The 16,083-nt window shown below is 65.3% G+C and carries 11 protein-coding genes; 1 reads left to right on the forward strand and 10 read right to left on the reverse strand.

Translation table 11 applies throughout. The features are described from left to right. Nucleotides 1–16: 16 nt before the first annotated feature. From JAB4_RS14870 to JAB4_RS14900, 7 genes are all read right to left on the reverse strand, one after another. Nucleotides 17–1,714 (reverse strand): ATP-binding protein, encoded by a 1,698-nt coding sequence (locus JAB4_RS14870; protein WP_227741960.1) that lies wholly within the window; start codon nucleotides 1,712–1,714, stop codon nucleotides 17–19. Nucleotides 1,715–2,007: 293 nt separating this feature from the next. Next, nucleotides 2,008–4,257 carry a hybrid sensor histidine kinase/response regulator gene (locus JAB4_RS14875; RefSeq protein WP_083287086.1) on the reverse strand — a complete coding sequence of 750 codons (2,250 nt, stop codon included), beginning with the start codon at nucleotides 4,255–4,257 and terminating at the stop codon, nucleotides 2,008–2,010. Continuing rightward, entirely contained in the window at nucleotides 4,254–4,616 is a 363-nt protein-coding gene (locus JAB4_RS14880; RefSeq protein WP_070223602.1) for an Hpt domain-containing protein, read from the reverse strand. Before JAB4_RS14880 ends, JAB4_RS14875 begins: the two co-directional genes overlap by 4 nt. Nucleotides 4,617–4,661: 45 nt before the next feature. Further along, nucleotides 4,662–5,288 (reverse strand): response regulator, encoded by a 627-nt coding sequence (locus JAB4_RS14885; RefSeq protein ID WP_070223600.1) that lies wholly within the window; start codon nucleotides 5,286–5,288, stop codon nucleotides 4,662–4,664. 74 nt (nucleotides 5,289–5,362) lie between these two features. Further along, the gene (locus JAB4_RS14890; RefSeq protein ID WP_070223598.1) at nucleotides 5,363–6,277 is read right to left on the reverse strand and encodes an HDOD domain-containing protein; all 915 of its coding nucleotides are present in this window, start codon (nucleotides 6,275–6,277) and stop codon (nucleotides 5,363–5,365) included. Further along, nucleotides 6,274–6,900: a hypothetical protein gene (locus JAB4_RS14895; RefSeq protein WP_070223596.1), complete on the reverse strand. Its 627-nt coding sequence runs from the start codon at nucleotides 6,898–6,900 to the stop codon at nucleotides 6,274–6,276. The genes JAB4_RS14890 and JAB4_RS14895 overlap by 4 nt, the downstream gene beginning before the upstream one ends. 53 nt (nucleotides 6,901–6,953) lie before the next feature. After that, nucleotides 6,954–8,633, reverse strand: a complete 1,680-nt coding sequence (locus JAB4_RS14900; protein WP_071650253.1) for a methyl-accepting chemotaxis protein — start codon at nucleotides 8,631–8,633, stop codon at nucleotides 6,954–6,956. Between the two features lie 311 nt (nucleotides 8,634–8,944). On the opposite strand from JAB4_RS14900, the gene JAB4_RS14905 reads away from it, so the two are divergent. Further along, nucleotides 8,945–11,395 (forward strand): membrane-bound PQQ-dependent dehydrogenase, glucose/quinate/shikimate family, encoded by a 2,451-nt coding sequence (locus JAB4_RS14905; protein ID WP_070223594.1) that lies wholly within the window; start codon nucleotides 8,945–8,947, stop codon nucleotides 11,393–11,395. A 76-nt stretch (nucleotides 11,396–11,471) separates the two neighbouring features. Here JAB4_RS14905 and JAB4_RS14910 read toward each other — a convergent pair whose 3' ends face one another. Genes JAB4_RS14910 through JAB4_RS14915 form a run of 3 tightly spaced genes read right to left on the reverse strand, consistent with a single transcriptional unit; the run spans nucleotide 11,472 to nucleotide 16,054 of the window. Next, the gene (locus JAB4_RS14910) at nucleotides 11,472–12,329 is read right to left on the reverse strand and encodes a hypothetical protein (RefSeq protein ID WP_217494584.1); all 858 of its coding nucleotides are present in this window, start codon (nucleotides 12,327–12,329) and stop codon (nucleotides 11,472–11,474) included. Beyond that, complete coding sequence (locus JAB4_RS30655) at nucleotides 12,311–12,562, reverse strand: hypothetical protein (protein WP_217494583.1); 252 nt, start codon at nucleotides 12,560–12,562, stop codon at nucleotides 12,311–12,313. The genes JAB4_RS14910 and JAB4_RS30655 overlap by 19 nt, the downstream gene beginning before the upstream one ends. Before the next feature lie 21 nt (nucleotides 12,563–12,583). Beyond that, the gene (locus tag JAB4_RS14915) at nucleotides 12,584–16,054 is read right to left on the reverse strand and encodes a DUF748 domain-containing protein (RefSeq protein ID WP_227741961.1); all 3,471 of its coding nucleotides are present in this window, start codon (nucleotides 16,052–16,054) and stop codon (nucleotides 12,584–12,586) included. Between the last annotated feature and the right edge of the window lie 29 nt (nucleotides 16,055–16,083).

The raw sequence follows: 16,083 nt of genomic DNA on the forward strand, positions 1-16,083 counted from the left end.
CAACTTTTGCGCACAACTATGCATGTGATAGTGTGGCCAATTTGCCCCCAAGGGACAGGGGCAGGTGCAGGCGGAAGACGGCGCCCTGGCCCGGCGCGGATGCCACGCCGATGCTGCCGCCCATCAGCACGGCGAGCTGGCGCGCGATGGCCAGGCCCATGCCTGCGCCGTCATGGGCGCGGCTCGGCGAGTCGTCCGCCTGCGAGAATTTGTCGAAGATGACGCCCTGCTGCGCCTGCGCGATGCCGATACCCGTATCGCGCACTTCGATCTGCAGGTCCGCGCCGCTGTGCATGACGTGCACGTCGACCCGGCCCGCAGCCGTGTAGCGGATGGCGTTATCGAGCAGGATATCGAGCACGCGCACGAGGCGCACGCGGTCGCAATCGATGCTCGGCGGCGTGGCGGGCGCCACGTGCGCGGCCAGCTGCAAGCCCTTGTGGGCCGCGCGCGGCCGGTGCGGCGCCAGCGCCAGTTCCAGCAGCTGGTCCAATGGCGCGGCGCTGGACTGCAGCCTTACCTGGTCCTGTTCGAGCGCGCTCAATTCCATCGCCGCCTCGACCATGGCCAGCAACTGGCGGCCGCTGTCCTGTATCGTTTGCGCGTAGGCGGCCTGTTCCGGCTGGCGCAGCTGCTCCAGCAGCAGCTCGGAAAAGCCGAGGATGCCGTTCAGGGGCGTGCGCAATTCATGCGACATGTTCGACAGGAAGCGCGACTTCGCCTCGCTGGCGGCGATGGCCCTGGCGCGGCTGTCGACCAGGCGGCCGATCAGCAGCACCAGCGCGGCCCACGACAGCACGATCAGGGCGCTCGTGATGGCCGCCATCAGCAAGGCCTGGTCGCGGCGCGAGACGTAGTCGGCCAATACCGTGTCGCGGTCCAGCCCGACCAGCATGTACAGCGGGTAGCCGGCCAGTTTTTCGAACGCGTAAAAGCGCAGGACGCCGTCGACGGGACTGCGTTCGGTGAAGCCGCCCCGCGTTTTACCTTGCATCAGAGAAAATACCTTGCTGCCGCCGATATCCTGGCCGATGGTGTCGACGGTGCCGACCCGGCGCGCGCGCACCACGCCGTCGTTGCCGACCAGTTCGGTGGAGCTGTTGTCGCCCAGGTCGACTTCGTCGTACAGGCGGGTAAAGTAATACGGGTCCATCGAGACCACCACCACGCCCTTGAAGCGGCCATCGGCATGGTTGATGCGGCGCGTCATCTGGATCGACCATTTTTTCGACACCCGGCCCAGCACCGGCTTGCTGATATACAGTTCGCCGCTGTCGCGCTGCATGTGTACCCGGATGTGCTCTCGGTCGGCCAGGTTGGTGGGCTGGAAAGGGCGGCTCGACAGCACCGTGTCGCCCTGTTCGTCGACGATGGTAAACAGGTTGTACAGGGGGCCGGGATTGAGGCCTTGCCGCAGATCGGCCACGATGTCGAGGCGGCTGCCCAGCGCCTGGTAGCGGCTGCGCAAATACGTGACCGCCTGATCCGCCGCCTCGATCGTGCGGATTGCGTGTTCGTCAAAGACGCGCGCCATGCTGCGCGCATCGCGCCCGGCGCCGGCGACGGCGGCGTCGTAGGCGTGCCGCAGTTGCAGCATGGTGATGCCCCACAAGCCCGCCAGCAGCACGGCCATGAAGAGCGACAGCAGGGTGCGCGTATCCCAACGCTCCCAACGCTCCCAGGCCATGGCCTTCCAGTATCTGTGCTGCCGCATGCCGCCTCCGCAAGGTCCGCCGCCAGTTGTGCCGTTGTGCGAGGATGCCCGGCGTCGCTGGCGCGTCGTTTTATCAATTATAGCGAATATAATTGATTTTAACGATTAAAATGATTTTTTTGCGGGGAAAGTGTTGTATTGTGCGCGGCCCGGGCGGCTAAGTAATCCTCGGGAAATTATTGTGAATTTATGACGAACAGAACCGGATGCTGTGCAAGGCGCCTGCAGTGACGCAGTGCGAGCACTGCTAGCTGCGGGCAACACAGCACAGCGCCGGTTATGGAAGTCAGAAATTACAATAATTTATTGGGGGTTACTTCGCGTATCGCCGCCTGGCGCGTCAGCCAGCGGTCGACCATTTCGCGCAGCTGGGCGGCCGTAAACGGCTTGGACAGATAATCGTCCATGCCGGCCGCCATGCAGCGCTGCCGGTCGTCCTCGGTGACGCCGGCCGTGAGGGCGATGACGGGCAGGCGCGGCGCGCCGCTGGCCGCTTCGCGGGCGCGCAGGGCCTGGCACGCCTGGTAGCCGTCCATGACGGGCATCATGCAGTCCATCAGGACCAGGTCGTACTGCTGCTCGGCCAGCGCCTGCAAGCCCAGCTCGCCGTTTTCCGCCGTGTCGATGCGGTAGCCGCGCGCGCCCAGCTGCAGGCACACCAGCTGGCGGTTCAGCGCCGTGTCCTCGACCAGCAGGATGCGCGCGCCCCCTTCCGATGCGGGAACGGGCGCGCAGGCGGCTGCGGATTCCGATGGCGCGGCTGTCTCCGGCTCCGGCTCCGGCGCCTGCGCCGGCATGCAGGGGATGCGCACGGTGAAGCGGGAACCGGCGCCGGGCGCGCTGCTGCAGAAAATCTCGCCGCCCAGCAGTGCCACCAGGTGCTTGCAGATGGTCAGGCCCAGCCCCGTGCCGCCATAGGCGCCGCTGATGCTGTCGTCGGCCTGGCAAAACGGCTCGAAGATGCGGCTCAGCTGCTGCCCCGTCATGCCGATGCCCTGGTCGCTGACCATGGCGACGAGGCAGGCGCTGGCGCCGTCCGGCGTGGCCGGTTCCAGGTGCAGGCGCACTGTCACCGTGCCGGAGGGCGTGAACTTGATGGCATTGCTGAGCAGGTTGCCGAGGATTTGCGCGAGGCGCGTGCGGTCCGAGCAGATCAGCGGCGGCACGCTGTTGCCGATTTCGCTGACCAGGAACAGCTGTTTGCTATCGGCCTGCGGGCGGTGCAGCGCCAGCACGTCGTCGAGCAGCAGGCGCGGGTCGAAGTCGCGCAGCTCGATGCCCATCTGGCCTGCCTCGACCTTGGACAGGTCGAGGATATCGTTCAGGATGCGCATCAGGTGCTGCACGCCATCGCCGATGCGCTGCGCATGCTGCCGCTGCGACGCATCGAGCGCGGTGTCCTGCAGCAGTTCGGCCATGCCGGCGATGCCCGCCATCGGCGTGCGGATCTCGTGGCTCATGACGGCCAGGAAGCGCGACTTGGCGGCATTCGCCGCTTCCGCGCGCGTTTGCAGCGCCAGCGCCATGGCCGCGTCGCGCTCCTGGCGCCGCAGCAGGGCCAGGATCAGCGCGATGGCCCCGGCCAGCACGAGCAGGCTGACCACGGCCGCCCCGCCCATGGTGCGCAGCATGCGCCGCCAGGCCGCCAGATACACCGCGTCCGTGACGGTCACGTTGACGGCCAGCGGATAGTCGCGCACCAGCCGGATGCCGGCCAGGCGGTCGACCGTGCGTCCCTGGTCGGCCGCGCGCGGCGTGTCCACCTGCAGCACGCCATCGCTCTTGCCCTGTTCCAGCAGGCGGTAGGTGCTGCCCGTCAGGTTGCGCTTGCCCATCATCTCGGGCACGGCCGGCCAGCGGGCCAGCAGCGTGTAGTCGCTGCGGTACAGGGAAAAGGCCGTGTGTTCGCCGATGCTGGTGCTCTGGAAGAATTTGCTGAAGAAGTCGCATGACAGGCCGACCAGCACCACGCCCAGGAAGCGGCCGTCCGGTCCGCTGATGCGCCGGCTGATATAGAAGGTCCAGGCGCCATTGCCCTTGTTTTGCACGGGCGCGCTGACGTGCATGCCGCCGTTCGGGTGGCGCCGGTGATACTCGAAGTAATCGCGCTCGCCGAGGCGGATGGACGGCGCGGGAAAGGCGCGGCTGAAGGCCAGCACGCTGGCGTCGCTGCCGACGATCGATACGACGTCCACTTGCGGCACGCCGCCGATCTTGTGCCGCAGCGTCTGGTGCATGGCCTGGGTACCGACGGCGGCGGCCAGCGCCTGCGCGTCCGCAGGGGCGGCGGCCTCGATCTCGTTGCTGACGCTGTCGAGCACCAAACGGGCCGCCGTCATGCTCTGCGCCGTGTTTTCCGCCAGCAGCAGCGACAGGTTCGACAGGTCCTGTTTCCAGTCATCGACGGCTTCGCGGTGCAGCAGCACGCCGGAGACGGCGATGCGCAGCGCCAGCAGGCCCACCAGCACCAGGCCCACGACGGTCGTCATGGTGCGCGGCCGGTAGCGGTGCACCAGGCGCAGGACGGCCTGGCGCGCGTTCATTCCTGCGCGCCCGTGTATTCAAGCATGCTGCGGCGAACCTCCTGCTCCACCGCGCCGAGCAGCGCCGCCGTTTCGGTCAGCCAGTCCGCTGCCGCCGCACCTTGATGGCGCACCAGCTGCTCGAGCGCCGCCAGGCGCGCCACCAGGGCGCTGGCGCCCAGCAGGGCCACGGTGCCGCGCAAGGTATGGCAGCTATGCACGATGGCTTGCGCCGCACCGCCGCGCACGGCCTGCTCGACGCGCGCAAACATGGCCGGCGACGTGTCGAGGTAGGTCTGCGACAGGGCGCGGAACATCTCCAGGTCGTGGCCGGTGGCGTGGAACAGCACGGCAGGATCGATGTGGCGATAGGCTGGCATGACGGCTCCGTGGCGAGGGGAAAGCGGTGGCGGGAAGGTGACGCGCTAGGCGGCCAGGCTGTTGCGCCGCGCATGGCCGGCGCAGCAGGCGCGCAGATAGCCGCGCAGTTCGTCGTAATTGACGGGCTTGGCAAAGAACACCACGCCGGGCGGCACGCCGCCCCGTTCTCCCAGCTCTTCCTGCGTCAGGCTCGACAGCATGGCGATGTGCATGTCCGCCAGCAACGGGTCGGCCAGGATGGTACGGATCACTTCGTAGCCGTCGATGCCTTCCATGACGATGTCGGCCAGCAGGATGTCGGGCTGATCGCGGGCGATTTCCATCAGCGCCTGGTAGCCGTTCTCGCAAAAGCGCAAGTCCGCCTGCAAGCCCCATGAACCGATCTGTTTTTCATACAGCGCGCGTTCGATGGGATTGTCCTCGATCACGAGGATGGACGGTGGACGGCCCGATGGGACGGGGCGGTTGGCCCGTGCCGCGCGCTGGTCCTGGCCCGGCTGGCCGGGATTGCCCTTGTAGGCTTCGACGGCCGCGAGGGGAATGCGCCGGTGGCCGCCCTTGGTCTTCCAGGCTTCGATCACGCCGGCCTCGACCAGTTGTTGCACCGAGGTGACCGAGATGCCGAGGATTTCAGCGGCCTTTTGGGTAGTGCAAACGTCTGCAGTGTGCATGATGGGCTTTATGGTCGCGGATATAGTTGAAGGGAATGATACGCAATCGGGCTCAAAAAATCAATTTCAACGAATTATATGAATTCACTAAAAACCTCGCGTGCGGCGGGCCGGACTCGCGTGCGCGTGCGGCCGGGGGCAATATGCGTCTGCGGTTCCAGGAGATCGCGCCGTTCGCTGCACTCGGCGCTGCTGTGGCGTAGCAGGGTTTCCATGTCGTTTCTGTCCAGGCCCAGTACCCGCGCGGCGGCCAGGACCGGTCCGCGCGGCCCCGCGCCGTTGCGCAATATCAGGTCGGCGAAGCCGCTGGCCAGCTTCAGCAGCCAGGCCAGGTCCGTCATGCGCCCGGCCCGCCCGAAGCCGGGCGGCGCGGCATGGCAGCGCACGGCGTCGCACAGGATGTCCGGCATGCCCCAGCCCTGCATGAGCATGGCCGACAGCGCCAGCTGGTGGCGGCCGAAGCGCTGCGACTCCGCGCACAGCAGCCGGGCCCTGGCGCCATTGCCGTACTGGCCCAGCAGTTCTCCATATTCCTGCGGATGCCAGGTGGCCAGGGCCAGCTGGCCGCAGTTGGCCAGCAAGCCGCAGCTGTACAGCTCATCGGCCGGCGCCAGCTGCAGCGCGTCGCCGGCCACGCGGGCGGCGCACGCCATGGCCAGCGCGTGCGACCAGTAGCGCTGCGCGTCGAAGTGCGCGCACGTGGCCGCCGGCAGGGCCGGCGCGGCGAATGCCTGGCGCAGGGCGGGCAAGCCGATGGCGGCCAGCATCGCCGCGCTGACCGCCGCATGCGTGCGCTCGCCCGGCGGTACGCCCGCATTCGCCAGGCCGATGACCTTGCCCGTCAGGGCGGGATCGCAGCCCAGTTGTTCCGCCAGCTCATCGAGCGATACCTGCTGCTCGCACAAGTTTGCCAGCCAGTGGCAACGCCCGGCGGGCGAAGGCAGGATGGCGCCGCCGGGCAGGTGCGCGAGGTCGATATGCGCGCTCATGGCCGGCTCCCGACGCCGCTGCGGTCATCGGCTTGCGCCGCGCCCGCCGTCTGCAGGACCGTGACGGCCTGCGACAGCGCGTCGAGCGCCATCAGCAGTTCCGCATGCAGGCGGCGCAGCGCGCCGATATCGTTGGAAAAGCCCGCGTGCACGGCCTGGCGCGCCAGCGCCTGCAGCGGGAGCAGACCCATGGACTGGCTGCCGTCGAGGATTTCCTGCGCCAGCACGCGCGCCGGCGCGGTCCGTTCGCAGCGCAGCGCATGGGCGATGCCGGCCAGGCGGTCGCGCGTCTCGGCCACGAACAGGGCCAGAATCTCGCCCTGCAGGCGCCGGTCGTAGCCGAACATGGCGTCCAGGCGGGCCGCGTCGAACGACGGCGTGTCCGGCGCCCTGGGCGCTGGCGGCGGTGCGCTGTTGGCCACCTTGGCCGGCGGGGCCGCCTTGCGCATCTGCAACAGTGCATGCAGATCGGCCGGTGCCGCGCGGCCGGCCTGGCGCCCGCGGGTACGGCGCCAGAGCAGGGCGGCCAGCAGCAACACCAGGCCGGCCAGGGCCAGCGCCGTGCGCATCAGCGACAGGTCTTCGCAGCGAAGGAAGGGGGGGATGGCGAAGAGGGTGTTCATGACTGTGCTCCAATGAATGCTATCTAGGCAAGTGATGCTGCGTGATGGCGGACCTAAAAGACGTCCCAGTCGCCCGCATCGGCGGTGGCCGGTGCCGCGGCTCTGGCCTGGCCTGCGGGGCGCGTGGCGACCAGTTTGAGCGCCGCCTTGTGCTGTGCGGGCCGCCGGGCGGCGTGTGCTTGCGGCGCCGCGCCGGCCTGGGCAGGCGCGAGCTTGAAGGCACCCACCACGCCAGCCAGCCTGGCCGCCTGCTCCTGCAGCGACTGCGATGCGGCCGCCGCTTCCTCGACCAGGGCCGCATTCTGCTGCGTGACTTCATCCATCTGCGTGACGGCGCGGTTGATTTCCTCGATGCCCGTGCTTTGCTCCGCGCTGGCGGCCGAGATTTCGCTGACGATGTCGGTCACGCCGCGTGCCGTGTCGACCACTTCCGTCATGGCGGCGCCGGCCTGCCGCACCAGCTTGCCGCCTTGTTCGACCTGTTCCACGGAGTCGCCGATCAGTACCTTGATTTCCTTGGCGGCGGCCGCCGAACGGTGCGCCAGGTTGCGCACTTCCGTGGCCACGACGGCAAAGCCGCGCCCCTGTTCCCCGGCGCGTGCCGCTTCCACGGCCGCATTCAGGGCCAGGATATTGGTCTGGAAGGCGATGCCGTCGATGACGCTGATGATGTCGGCGATCTTGTTGGACGAGCTGTCGATCGCTTCCATGGTGCGTATCACGTCGTCCATGACTGCTCCGCCCCGCTGCGCCTTGTCCGAGGCGCTGACGGCCATTTGCTTGGCCTGGCGGGCGTTGTCCGCGTTTTGCCGCACGGTAGCCGTCAGTTCTTCCATGGCCGAGGCGGTTTCTTCCAGCGAGCCGGCCTGCTGCTCCGTGCGCGCCGACAGGTCCAGGTTGCCGGCCGCGATCTGGCCCGATGCCGTGCCGATGCTGTCCGTGCCGGAACGCACTTCGGCCACGATGCGTACCAGGCTCGCGCTCATGTCCGCCATGGCCTTCATCAGCTGGCCCACCTCGTCGGTTGACGCGGTGTTCACTTGCACGCTGAGGTCACCGCCCGCGATGGTGCGGGCCACGTCGATGGCGCTGGCCAGCGAGGCGGCGATGCGCCGCGCCAGCAGCAGACCCATGCCGGCCACCAGCGCCGTCACGGCCAGGGCCAGGCCGATGGAAATCCAGCGCGCGCTGGCAGCGGCGGCGGCGCCATCGGCCGCGCCCTTGGCGGACACGTTTTCGTTGTAGCGGTGGTGGGCGGCGAGGGCGTCGACCAGTTCCTTGATGATGGGCTGGTTTTCCATCAGCAAGTCGCGTGCCGCGTCCACTTCGCCCGCCTTCGACAGCGCCAGCACCTTGTCGCGCACCGTGTCGTAGCGCGCCAGCACGGCACGGTCGGCGGCCAGCAGCGCGCGGTCCTGCTCGTCGGTGACATCGTCTTTTTCATACTGGTCGAGCGCCTTGCCGACCGCCGCGCGCGCTTCCCTGATGCCCGCTTCGAGCTTGTCGCGCCCGGCCGCATCCTTGCTGGCCATGTGCTGCCAGACGGCCGTGCGCATCTGCGCGAACGGCACGAAAGCCTGGTTCAAGGTCAGCAGGCTGGGCACTGTGTTAACGGTGGCATAGCTGGCCGCCGTGTACACGCGGTCCATCTGGTAGATGCCAAAACCCGCCAGAGCGGCCAGTCCGAGGACGACGGAAAGAATCAATGCGTACAGCCGTTTAGCGATGGTCATGATGGGCGCCGGTCCAGTGAAGTGAAATGCAAGAAAAGTGGTTGGTTTCAGTGTTTTTTTCATTCTACGATAAAAATTCGTTTTATTCGAGAAATTTGTTGTTAATTTATTTTATTCAATGATTTTCATCAAAATCGTACTGCTGTGGCTGGCTCGACGGTCAGCTCGTGTATAAAAAGCCACACGGCACGCGGCGCGCGTTCTCGCGTGTGGCACGCTTTGCCGATTGGTGAAAAAATGCAATTTGCTTGATTGCAATCAAATACGGTGCGCAGGCGCGTGCCGCCGACTGACTCTTGTAAAGGAGCATCATGACTGCCTCTGCCCGGCCTGGACCCTTGCTTGTCATCACCGCAGTCATCTTCATCTTGCTGGGCCTGGCGCTTGCCGGCGGCGGCGCCTGGCTCGTCAGCCTCGGCGGTTCCTTGTATTACGTGGTGGCCGGCATCGGCATGCTGATCTCGGGCGCGCTCGTGTGGAAGGGGCGGCGCAGCGCCCAGCTGTTTCTCGCGCTGCTGCTGTTCGCCACCCTGATCTGGTCCGTCGTCGAAGTGAAGTTCGACTGGTGGCAATTGCTGCCGCGCCTCGATATCTGGTTCGCCGCCGCCGTCTGGCTGCTGCTGCCGTTCGTCGACCGCCGCCTCGATCCGCCCTTGACGGCCGGGGCCAAACCGCGCGATGCGGGCAAGAGCGCCCTGACGGCGGCCGTGGTGCTGACGGCCGCCGTGGGTATCTTTTCCCTGTTCCAGGACTATTACACTTTGCATGGCGAAGTGCCGGCCGAGAACATGGCGGCCGCGCCGCAAGGCGATTTCGCGCCGGGCGTGGCGCCCAACGACTGGGCCGCGTATGGCCGTTCCGGCTATGGCGACCGCTATGCGCCGGCCGCGCAGATCACGCCGGCCAACGCGGCGCAGCTGAAACAGGCGTGGGTGTACCACACGGGCGACTTCAAGGGACTGAACGACCCGGGCGAGATCGCCAACGAAGTCACGCCGCTGAAAGTGAACGGCATGCTGTACCTGTGCACGCCGCATAACATCGTCATCGCGCTCGATCCGGACACGGGCAAGGAACTGTGGCGCCACGATCCGAAGATCAACCGCGACGCGTCGAGCTACCAGCACATGATCTGCCGCGGCGTGGCCTACTGGGACGTCAACGCGGGCCGCGCCAAGGACGACCCTGCACCCGAGGCGGCCGGCATGGAGTGCCCGCGCCGCATCTTCGCGCCGACCATGGATGCGACCCTGATCGCCGTCAATGCCGATACGGGCGCAGCCTGCAAAAGCTTTGGCGAAAACGGCGCGATCGGCCTGTACCACGGCATGGGCATGAAGAAGCGGGGCTTTTTGATGCCGACCTCGCCGCCGGCCGTGGCGCAAAACGTGGTGGTGATGGCCGCCAGCGTGACCGACAATTTTTCCACGGAAGAGCCGTCGGGCGTGATTCGCGGCTACGACCCCGTCACCGGCAAGCTGATGTGGAACTGGGATGCCTCGAACCCCGACGACACGGCGCCGATCGCCGACGGCAAGACCTACACCAATAACTCGCCCAATTCCTGGGGCGTTTCCAGCGTCGATGAAAAGCTGGGCATGGTGTACATCCCGATGGGCAATGAAACGCCCGACACGTGGGGCGGCAACCGCAATCCGCATGGCGAGAAATACAATAGCGCCATCGTCGCGCTGGACCTGGCGACAGGCAAGGTGCGCTGGGTCTACCAGACCGTGCACCACGATATCTGGGACATGGATATCGGCGGCCAGCCCACCCTGGTCGACATCGATACGCCGAAAGGCAAGGTGCCGTCCGTGGTCGCCACGACGAAACGGGGCGACATCTATGTGATCGACCGGCGCGACGGCAGCCTGGTCGTGCCGGCGCCGGAAAAACCCGTGCCGACCGCCAACGCGGCCCCTGGTGACCGCCTCTCGCCCACGCAGCCGTTCTCGGTGCTCACGTTCCTGCCCGAGAAGCACATCAGCGAAACGGATATGTGGGGCACGACACCGTTCGACCAGCTCGCTTGCCGCATCATCTTCCGCCAGCACCGTTACGAAGGGCCGTTCACGCCGCAGACGGTGGCCGAAGGCAAGATCAAGGGCGCCATCATTTCGCCCGGCCCGCTGGGCATCTTCGAATGGGGCGGGGCGGCCGTCGATCCCGTGCGTCAGCTGCTGCTGGTCAATCCCGATTACATGGGCTTTTTGGAGCGCCTGGTGCCGCGCGCGCAAGCCAATGCGCCGGGCGGCACGGGCACGGAAATGGGCTTGCAGCCGCAGACGGGCGTGCCGTTTGCCGTGGAAATCAAGCCCTTCCTGTCGCCGCTGGGCTTCCCGTGCCAGGCGCCGCCGTGGGGCTATATCGCCGCCGTCGACCTGCGCACCATGAAAAAAGTGTGGATGCACAAAAACGGCACCACGCGCGACAGTGCCCCCGTGCCCATCGCCTTGCCGCTGGGCGTGCCCAGCCTGGGTGGCATCAGCACGACGGGCGGCGGCGTGGCCTTTCTCAGCAGCACGCTCGACTATTACATCCGCGGCTACGACGTGCGCAACGGCAAAACCGTATGGAAAGCCCGCTTGCCGGCCGGCGGCCAGGCCACGCCGATGAGTTATGTCTCCGACAAGACGGGCAAGCAGTACGTGGTGGTGATGGCCGGCGGCCACGGTTCGCTGGGCACGAAGATGGGCGACAGCCTGGTGGCGTTTGCCTTGCCGGACGAGGCGGTGAAGGAGGCGGGGAAAGCGAAGTAAGAGGATAAGTAAGTGAAGCGCATCGGCGGCATGGACTGGCCATGCCGCCGATGCGCTGCCATTGAGGTGCCCGACGCTATGGCACGCGGCGATTCAAGACGATGAGTTCGGCATTCTCCGCTGTATCGTCGCCCATCGGGTAGAACACGACCGCATAAGCATGCTCCGTGGTCTTGTTGATGCTGGAAATGATCAATTTGTCACGGGGTATGGGCAAAAGCGCGTTTGTCAGCAAGTTCCTGTAGCCTTGCTCGCCTTTGCTATAGAATATTTCCAATAACTTATCATTTTTCGTGGTCAGCCAGCCGTTTCCAAACTCGGTATTGAAACGCGTGACAAAAGTGTCGTCAGCGATGTCGACTGGTTGCCATGTATTGAACAGTGGATCGGCAAAGTCCACCAATGCAATGATTTCGCTTGCCCCAGCCGCATCTATTTTTTCGAGAATGATTTTATCGTTGTCTTGCGCCAGCAGATAAGAATCCTTGTCGAACGATGAGCTCAGTATCTGTAAAACATCGATATCCTTCGCGCCGATTTCCCGCGAGCGCAGGACATTGCCTTTTTCATCGATCTCCCGGTGCAGCAGGATGCTGCCGTCATTTGCCAGCAAATGAATTGCCTTGTTGCAAATGGCGATGCGGTTATTTGCGGGCAGGGGGATTTTGGCATTGTGTTTCTTCTTCAGCTTCCCATTGATAAACTCGATGGCCAGGATTTTGTCCGGTTTATTATCGAAGATATCCACATCGTGAAATATCGAATAGGCCTCCGTTGTTCCAATGAAGTGTCCGGTAAATGGACGGTTGCCCTTTGGCATTTCCACATCTTCGCGATGAAAGACGGGAATGCTGATTTCCAGTTCTTTATCAGGATGATAGGGGATGACGGAAACATAATTTTCCTGATCCGGACTCAGGAACAGTGTCGGCAAAATGCCGTCATCCTCGGCGTAGTTGTCAATACTACCATCAATCCCGACCACCGTATAAATCGCTTGTACGTGCCATTCTTGTCGTACACATAGTTCGATAGCAGCGTCTTTTCACCAAATGCAATGCTGTCTTTTGCCGATACGCCGACTTCGGCTACCAGCGTTGTCATGGTGCCCCAGTTTCCCTGGGTAATGGACGATGTATAGGGCGCTACCTTGTCGAGGTTTTTCATGCGTCAGATGGTTTCCATATCTTATTGTGCCGCCAATCCCAGCTTCAAGCCCACCAGCTTGCCCGGCGCAGCCTCCGTTTTTTCCGGCGCGCCCGCGCTGACCCTGGCCGCCGGCGTGCCGTCCTGCTGCAGGGCCGCCAGAATCGCCGCGCTGCGCTGGGCGCCCAGTTTGCTCAATGCATCGGCAGGCAGGGGCTGCTTGGCTTCCAGCTGTTCGCGCAAGCCGTTGTAGAACGCGCCCGTGTCGGCCACTTGCGGCTCACCCTCGATCAGCTTGCCCAGGCGTTGGAAGACGGGGATCTTGGCCGCCGCCGGCGCGGAAGCGTTGGCGGAGGCCGCCGCTGGGGCAGGCGCAGCCGATTCCGCGGCCTTTTTCTGCTTGTCCAGCTCAGCCTTGCCGAAGCGCTCGCCGTACAGGTCGCGCAGGGCGCCACGGATCTTGCGTTCGCCCAGGTTTAACGGTCCCGGTTCCTCTCCCGCTTCGAGCTTGATGCCGGCCTTGGCGGCGACGGCGCGGCGCACGGCCTGGGCGCGCAGGGCGGCTCCGTCCGTGTCGCTGTACTGGCCCGGCACGGCCAGCTTCAGCTGTTCGCGCTTGGCGAGGATCTGCGCCACCTGCTTGAGTTTTTCCCGCTCGGGCGGCAGCAGCACGGCGCTGCCCGCATCGAAGTCGATCGATTCCAGCTTGTCGGCGCTGATGCCCAGCAAGTTGCCCAGCGCGCGGAACGGCGCCGTGACGATTTTCGTCAGCACATTGCCGACGGCTTTCCAGATCAGCGCGCCATAGCTGAATTGCGGATCGTTCATGTCGCCCGACACGGGCAGGCCCAGGTCGATGCGCCCGTCGCTATCCTTGAGGATGGCCAGCGCCAATTCCAGCGGCAGCTTCAGGGCGTCCGGACTGTCGATGCGTTCGCCCAGGGTCAGCTTGTCGAGCACAATCTGGTTGGTGCCGTCGAGCTGGCGGTTGCGCACCTTATACTGCAAGTCCAGCGAAATCTTGCCTTCCGCCACTTTATAGCCGGCGAACTTCATCGTGTACGGCGAGGCGGACACCATGTCGACGTTCTTGAAGACCACGTTCAAGTCCGTGTTGTCGGTCGGGGCGAAGGGATTTAATTGTCCGCGCACGCGGGCCAGGCCGAATTCGTCGATGCGGCCATCGAGTTCGATCTGGCTGCGCGCATCGCGCTTCGTCGACAGGCCCGTGACGACGCCGTTCAATTCATAGATCTTCGCCGCAAACTGCGGGCGCAGGCTCAGGTCGGCAAAGTCCAGCTTGGCATTCTGCAGGCGCACGCGGCGCACGCGCACGGGGAAAGCGGCGTCCGGCGCTGCCGTAGCGGCGGGCGCGCTGGCCGCCACTGGGGCTTGCGCCGGCTCCGGCGCCTTCACCAGCAGGCGCTGCGCATTGAGGCTGCGGTCGTTTTCGATGATCAGCTGCGCATTCGGTTCGACCACGCGCAGCTCGGGGATGTCGACAAAATCGGGCCCCACGCTGGCCGTCAGCTTGTCGGTGCGCACGCTTTTCCATGACGCAAAACGCTTGCCATCCGTTTCATTGAGCACGAGGCCGGCGATATCCACGCCGCCCTCATAGCGTACCTTGGGCGCTTTCGGCGCGCCGCCGCCCGTCGTCAGGCGGCCGCTGCCGGAGAGCGAGCCGCCCGCCAGCTTCAGTTTCAGATGCTGCGCCAGCAGCGGTTGCACGGGCGCCAGGGTCAGCTGTTTCAGGTTCAGCTGCGCATCGACGGCGCCCGTGCCCGGCACGAACTTGCCGTTGGCCGTGAGCAAGCCGCCTTCGCGCAGGCCCACGCCCAGCTCGAACGGCAGCGCCTGCTTCATGTCGTTGCTGACCTTGTGCAGCGACAGCCGCGCATCCTGCAGCGTGCCCTTGATGCCCGTGCCCGCATCGTCGAAACGGGCGCCGAACTTGCTCAGTTCCACCTTGTCTACCGTCGTGGACCAGGGCGCGGATGGCGCTTCCTTGCTTGCGTCGGCTTTGCCGGAGGCAAACACGGGCAGCTTTTGCGCAATCGCAAACTCTCCCTGGCGGTTGCGCGCCAGGTCGATCTGCGCGCCGCTGGCCGTCACGGCGCCCAGGTGCACGGTATGCGCCGCCAGGTCGACCTTGCCTTCCGTAAAGCCCAATTGGGCCAGCTTGAACGGCGTTTGCGCACCGCGCTGCATGGCCAGATCGGCCAGACTGAAATTGGCGCCGTCGATGACGGTCGCCATGCCCGCTGGCCCCTGCTGCATGCCCAGCTGCAGCTGCAGTTGCAACTGTCTGGCGCTCAATTGCAGGGCAGGCGAGACGGTTTCATCGATGGCGGACACGTCCACATTGGCCAGCGCCAGCTGTTTTAAATCCACCTTCCACTTGCCAGGTTTGGCTGGCGCGGCGGTGACCGATGCTGCGGGGGCGGGATTGCCCGGCAGCACCAGGTTCGCCACGTCGATCTCGCCCTTGCTGTCGCGCCGCACGGCCACCTTGCCGCCGTACAGATTGACTTTATCCACCGTGACATTCTGGCGCGCCAGGTCCACGTTCACGCCGGCGATGCCCAGGGTGTCCAGTGATGTAAATGGCGCGCCCTTGCCGTCTTGCACCAGCGCCAGGTCGCGCAAGGCCAGGCCCGCGCCCTTGACGGTCGCTTGCAGCGTGCCGTCGGCATAGGAAAAGGCGTAGGGCAGGCGGGCCGACAGCTTGCCGCTGGTGACCGTCGCCCGCGTGTACGCCTTCAAATACGCGGCCAGGCCGGGCAGGGAAGCGTCGTTCAGTATCAACTCGCCTTCGCCCCGGATCGGGCTCAGCGAGGCCGTGCCGCGCCAGTGCAGCTTGCCGCCGCGCGCCGCGTCGGCGCTGAGGCTGTAGCTGCCGTTGGCATCGGGCAGGGTGGAGATATTGTCGAGTGTAAAGTTGATCGGCGTGAAGTTGTCCGCATAACCGGCCTTCTGGTCTTGCCAGTCCACTTTGCCTTGCTCCAGCGCAAAGTGGCCGATGACGAGGCGCGGCATGCCGCCGTCGCTCTTGTCCGGATGATTGCGTTGCCAGGTGGCCAGCACTTCGGCCAGGTTGAACTTGCCGTCCGGCGTGATGGTCAACTGCGCCTGCGGCGCCGTGATGCGGATTTCCGCCAGGCTCCAGGCGCGGCGCACGATGGATTTCCATTCGAGTTGCACGGCCAGCGCGCCGATGGACAGCAGCGGCGCGCCGCTCTGGCCACCAGCGCTGGCCGCTTCCTTGAAAGCGATCTGGTCCGCTTCCAGGCGCAAGGTGAACGGGTTGAAGCGCACGTCGGCGATGCTGGCCTGGCGCGCCAGTTCTTTTTCTGCAAATTTGGGCAGCTGGTTTTTGATGACGTAGGGTACCAGCCAGAAACCGGCCGCGCTGTAGGCGGCCAGGACGCAGCCGGTGCCGACGGCCCAGCGCTGCCAGCGTTTCCAGCGAAATGTTTTCGTCTGCACGCTTTTGTTGTCGATTGTGTTCACGAACTTACCTTTTGATCTTGTTGGGCGGC

The sequence above is a fragment of the Janthinobacterium sp. HH102 genome (assembly GCF_001758625.2).
Taxonomy (GTDB): domain Bacteria; phylum Pseudomonadota; class Gammaproteobacteria; order Burkholderiales; family Burkholderiaceae_D; genus Janthinobacterium.